Origin of the sequence: Wenyingzhuangia sp., assembly GCF_039768515.1 — a bacterium.
Taxonomy (GTDB): Bacteria; Bacteroidota; Bacteroidia; order Flavobacteriales; family Flavobacteriaceae; genus Wenyingzhuangia.
The window spans coordinates 1-5,171 of record NZ_JBDNAI010000084.1 but is presented as its reverse complement, the minus strand read 5'-3'; the positions used below and the strand labels follow the sequence as shown (position 1 = coordinate 5,171).

At 34.7% G+C, this 5,171-nt stretch carries 3 protein-coding genes and 1 pseudogene; 3 read left to right on the top strand and 1 reads right to left on the bottom strand.

Going from position 1 to position 5,171, the window contains the following annotated elements; all coding sequences use genetic code 11:
• The 3 genes and pseudogenes from ABF281_RS05190 to ABF281_RS05180 all read left to right on the top strand — a co-directional run.
• Positions 1-1,505, top strand: a pseudogene (locus ABF281_RS05190) (hypothetical protein); the annotation flags it as partial.
• An 11-nt stretch (positions 1,506-1,516) separates the two neighbouring features.
• The gene (locus ABF281_RS05185) at positions 1,517-3,406 is read left to right on the top strand and encodes a DUF5689 domain-containing protein (protein ID WP_347180624.1); all 1,890 of its coding nucleotides are present in this window, start codon (positions 1,517-1,519) and stop codon (positions 3,404-3,406) included.
• Positions 3,407-3,435: 29 nt separating this feature from the next.
• Positions 3,436-3,993: a thioredoxin family protein gene (locus ABF281_RS05180; protein WP_347180623.1), complete on the top strand. Its 558-nt coding sequence runs from the start codon at positions 3,436-3,438 to the stop codon at positions 3,991-3,993.
• Between the two features lie 25 nt (positions 3,994-4,018).
• On the opposite strand, the gene ABF281_RS05175 is transcribed toward ABF281_RS05180, so the two are convergent.
• Positions 4,019-5,041: a polysaccharide lyase family 7 protein gene (locus tag ABF281_RS05175; RefSeq protein WP_347180622.1), complete on the bottom strand. Its 1,023-nt coding sequence runs from the start codon at positions 5,039-5,041 to the stop codon at positions 4,019-4,021.
• Positions 5,042-5,171: the final 130 nt, after the last annotated feature.

Sequence of the window (5,171 nt, the reverse complement as noted above, 5' to 3'; positions counted from 1 at the left end):
AGGTGAATTCTGGAAACCAAAATAGTAAGGGTTACACAAATGATGCTTTTGTGTTGTATGAAGATAGAAGGGATGAAGATAGAATTCAAATCAATTCAAATTTGAGTCGAAAAATTAATGATGATTGGCAGTTCAATACGAGTTTAGAATACAGAAATACATCTTCAAATAATTATGCAAAAGTGTTGGATTTGTTGGGGGGATTCGGTTATTTGGACGTGGCAAGTTTTACAGGAGCGCAAAGCGACTTAAATCATCCAAATCGAATAGTCAAAGAGGGAGATAAGTTTAAGTACAATTATTGTGTTAAAAGTACGAATGTCATGGGTTTTACTCAAACGACTTGGAGAACTAAAGAAATTGAAATGTCTGGGGCTTTAGGGTTTTCTTATAGTTGTCATCAAAGAGAAGGAATGTTTGATTACGAAAACCATATGGATGCTATTGGCAAAAGTGAGCAGGTCTCTTTGTTAGCATATCAATTAAAATCTCAGGTATTATATAAACTTTCCGGTAGGAATTTAGTCCACCTCAAAGCAGCTTACATACAAAAATCGCCTGGTATTAAGCAGGTTTTTCCTAATGCGAGGGTAAGCAACACAACATTACAAAATTTAGATCCAGAAAACTTATCAAGTTATGCTTTGAGTTATATATATAGGGGATTAGGTTATAGTGTAAAACTATCGGGTTATAAAAGTTTACAGTCCAACGTTATAGAAACAGGGTTTTACTTTGCAGAAGGTTTTGGGACTGATGCAGATGATGACCCAAGTACAGGTGATTTGTTGGATGAAAATAGTTTGTTTGTTCAGCAGGTTTTAAATAATGTGAAAAAAGAGTACCAAGGGATAGAGTTAGGGAGTTCTTACGACTTGTCTTCAACAATAAAATTAACGGGGGTGATAGGCTTGGGAAAATATGTATACAAGAATCATCCAAATTTACTATTATATGTAGAGGAAGATGCTACTGCTTTAGATTTAGGATTTAAAAATGGAGTTAAAGATTTAGGGGAAGTGAGGATTAAAAATAAGCATCTTTCTACAGGACCACAACAAGCGATTTCTCTCAAATTAGCTTATCATGACCCAAGTTATTGGCGTATAAGTGCAAGTATCAATCAATTTAGAAGTAATTATATAGCCATAGCTCCTATTCGTTACAGTTCTAATTTTACCAATGAGATCAATGGTGTTCAGATTTCAAATTTAGACCCTGACTTGGTCGCTACATTTAGAAAGCAAGAACAGCTAGATAATTTTACTTTGATAAACTTATCTGGAGGAAAATCATGGCGCTTACAAAAGGGCTATGTGAGTGTTTATTGGAATGTCCAGAATCTATTGGGAGTAAACTATAGAACAGGGGGGTTTTCAAGTAGTAGGGCCGCTAATTATAGTGAGCAATTAAAGGATCATAAAAGAGAAATCCCCTTGTTTGGCAACCGTTATTTTGTGGGTAATGGAAGAACATTCTTTACAGGAATATATTATTCATTTTAAAAAGAGAAGCGATGAAAAAGTATAGTTTTATTTTGTTTTTATTGTTGGCTTGTATTGAAGATGACAATCATAAAGCAATAGATACTACTTTAGTGTCTCCAAACCTTTCAGAAAAAACAGAAATCACATTTCAGCAGCTATATAATTTACACGGAAATACAATTGGAAAGGATACTATAATCACAGGTTATGTAATTTCATCAGATGCTAAAGGAAATTATTATAAAGAAATTGTTGTACAAAATACTCTTGGGACCTCAGATGAGTCTGAGCAAAATCCAAGAATGGGGCTCAAGGTCAGGGTAGGAATTATCAATTCATACACAAAATATATATTAGGTAGAAAAGTAGCCATTCACTTAGAAGGTTTAAAAAGAACGACAAGTAAAAATATGTTGTCAATAGGGAGGCCAACTGGAACCTATATAGGAGATATTTTAGAGTTTGATTTGGATCATTTTGTTTTGAAATTTAATGAAATAGGAAAACTTGTTCCTAAAACAGTAGCCTTGTCGAAAATCGATAAAAATGATTTGAATACCCTAATAAAAGTAGAACAATTACATTTGAAGTCCTCAGAATTAGGAATGACTTTTTCGGGAATGTCCACAGATGAGTATGATGGAAAAAGAACTCTAGAGTACTGTCAGGGTTTTAGAAAGGATACAATTGTGATGGAGACTAGTAATTTTGCAGATTTTGCTGACAAGACACTACCAAATACACAGCTTAATGTCACAGGTATATATCAAATAAATTTTGACAATCAGCCTGTTTTGGTTTTAAATGCATTAGAAGACATAGAAGAGTTAGGTGATTATATTGATTGTGAAGTGAAGCTTCCCAATATATTAATTACAGAAGTTGCCGATCCAGAAAATGCCTCTTTTTCTAGATATGTCGAGTTGTACAACGCTGAAGATATTGAATTGGATTTAAACGGTTGGAATCTAAGTCGATTTGTAAATGGCGGGACAGAACAAAAGATTTCTTTAGCTGAAGTCATAATCCCTTCCAAAGGGTTTGCGCTTATTGCCAACGAAGAAGCCAGTACCGCAAATAATTTTAATTTTCACGATTCTTTTGATTTTTCACCAGATGTATTTAGCAGCTGGTTAGATGGTAATGGAGATGACGCTTATAGCTTAACCAATGAGGCTGGCGTAGTTGTCGATGTTTATGGGCGTAGTACTGAAGATGGAACGGGTTCAGTTTGGGAATATGAAGATGGTAGAGCTTATAGAAATATAAATATCAAAAAGCCAAGTTCAGTTTTCAGATTAGAGGAATGGTCTGTCATAAAAGGGAAACAAAATGTTCCAGAGGATTTTAGTCCTGGAGAAAGGAAAGACAGTGAAGTTTCATTTGTTTCCCCTGCTGTTAAGATTGAAACGGCACCCATATTAATTACTGAAGTAGCGGACCCTCAGCAAAGTACAGGCGCTAGATTTGTAGAATTGTATAACCCTACAGCAAGTAAAGTTAGTTTTGCCCAATGGACCCTAGTTCGATATAATTATACTTCTGCGAAAAACACAAAAGACTTGGCTGCATTGCCAATTTTTCTAGATGAAATTATTATACCAGCCTTCGGTTTTCTGATTGTGGCTAGAGATGAAATGGTGTTTTATGATTATTTTGGAGTGCGCGCAGAGGTCATCTCGTTTGGTTTGGATGGCAATGGTGATGATGCGTATGAATTGATTGATCCTTATGGTGTTGTTATCGATGTTTATGGAGATCCAACTCAAGATGGTTCTCATAGTGCTTGGGAGTATAAAGATGGTTTTTCCAAGAGAAAACTAAGTATAATAAAACCCAATAAGATTTTTGATGTTTTAGGATGGGAAGTACAACAGTTTCAAATAGAATCGAAGAATTTTAGTCCTAAGATCAGATGAGTTTTCCTATTTTTACAAAAACATAGAACATGGCACAGACATTCTCGAATAGCATGGAATTAGGAAAAAAAGCACCGGATTTTAATTTAATAGATGTGGTTTCTGGCAATCAAATCAGTTTAAATGAAGCTAAAGGAGACAAAGGACTTGTCGTTTTGTTTATCTGCAATCATTGTCCTTTCGTTATTCATGTAAATGCTTTGTTGGTCCGATTGGCTAATGAGTACAAAGTAAAAGGGATTAATTTTGTGGCTATTAGTAGTAATGATGTTGATGAATATCCTCAGGATGGACCCGAATTCATGAAAAAAGTGGCTTTGGAAAATCAATATCCTTTTCCCTATTTATACGATGAATATCAAGAAGTTGCCAAAGCTTATGATGCTACTTGTACACCGGATGTCTTTGTTTTTGACAAAAATTTAACTTCCTTTTATCATGGACAATTAGATAAGTCTAGACCCGGTAATGGAATACCTTCAACAGGAGACGAGATCAAAAAAGTTTTAGATACCTTGCTGATCGATAAAGTTTATTTAGAAAGTATTTCACCGAGTATGGGTTGTGGTATCAAATGGAAATCATAAAAAAGGGTACGTTTTTTTGATTCCTTTACTCCGGTGGAGTACCAGGTCCTACAGAAGCCTCTTTAAACCAAATTTCTGAATAACATCCATTGTTGTATTGTTTGGAAATATCTCCATTGTAAGACTCTGATCCTGTGTACCAAACAATGTTTTCTTCTGGATTTTTCCCATTGGCTTGGTTGTAGGCTCCCTGCTTGAAGTATTGAATTTCACCAGCATAAGCATTCTCGCGTTCGAGACCATCTCGACCAATAGCAGCATACAACGTTTTTATTTGTTGAGGTAGTTCTTCAGAAAATTCTGATTGGATTAAGTTTTTTTGATATTTCACTGTTTTGTGATTTTTACAGGTAAATGTGAGATGCATAATCCCTTTATAGACGTTTATCTCATAGCTAAATTCTTCACCAAGTTCAATACCATCTTTAGGTTCCTCAGGATAGCTATTGGGTGTTGGTCCAACTACTGACATATCATATCCCCAAACTGCAGTAGAGTAATCCCATCTTTTCGAGTTGTCACCTTTGGTATTGATTTCGTAATTCCAGAAAACAGATCCTTTGGTATGTCCGGGAAATTTTTTGTAAAAAATTTTGAGAGGTTCATTTTCATGTCCCTCATGGCTATGAATTTGCCCAATAACAACAGAGTATGAGGCCGCAACTCTGGCATCACCAGAAGTAGAAACATGCATGGCTTTTAGAGTACCAGTTAATTTTCCGCCAACTTCAGGAATCCAATGTTTTTTTTGGCCCAATTCTGTTCGTGTATTTTTTGAGGTACGTGAGGTGATACCAGCGTTTGGTGTTTTGTAGACTACCCAGTTTGTTTCTTTTTTACTTTCAACATAAAAAAAACCCTGTTTTTCATAGTTGTTCAATTCTTTTGTATTGGTTCCATCACCTAAAAGAATGTTCCATTGATCCATAAAAGGTATAATGTCACTGGGGTAATGCTTGATTACTTTTGATTCAGTTCTGTTTTTTTTTGCAACATTAGAGCAGTTGGTGAGAAAAACTAAAATACTAACATATAAAAATATTTTCATGCTGATTTGATTATTTCATAGAGCGTAAATATAAGTTTTATTTCTATAATCAGAAATTCCCTTCTCATAATGGAGAAGGGAATTTTATATGGTATTGATATTCTTAATTCAGATATATTAAAGTAAATTT

Bases quoted from the DNA above. Each gene is read 5' to 3' on its own strand.
- ABF281_RS05185 (WP_347180624.1), top strand. From the start codon at position 1,517: ATGAAAAAGTATAGTTTTATTTTGTTTTTATTGTTGGCTTGTATTGAA.
- ABF281_RS05180 (WP_347180623.1), top strand. From the start codon at position 3,436: ATGGCACAGACATTCTCGAATAGCATGGAATTAGGAAAAAAAGCACCG.
- ABF281_RS05175 (WP_347180622.1), bottom strand. From the start codon at position 5,041: ATGAAAATATTTTTATATGTTAGTATTTTAGTTTTTCTCACCAACTGC.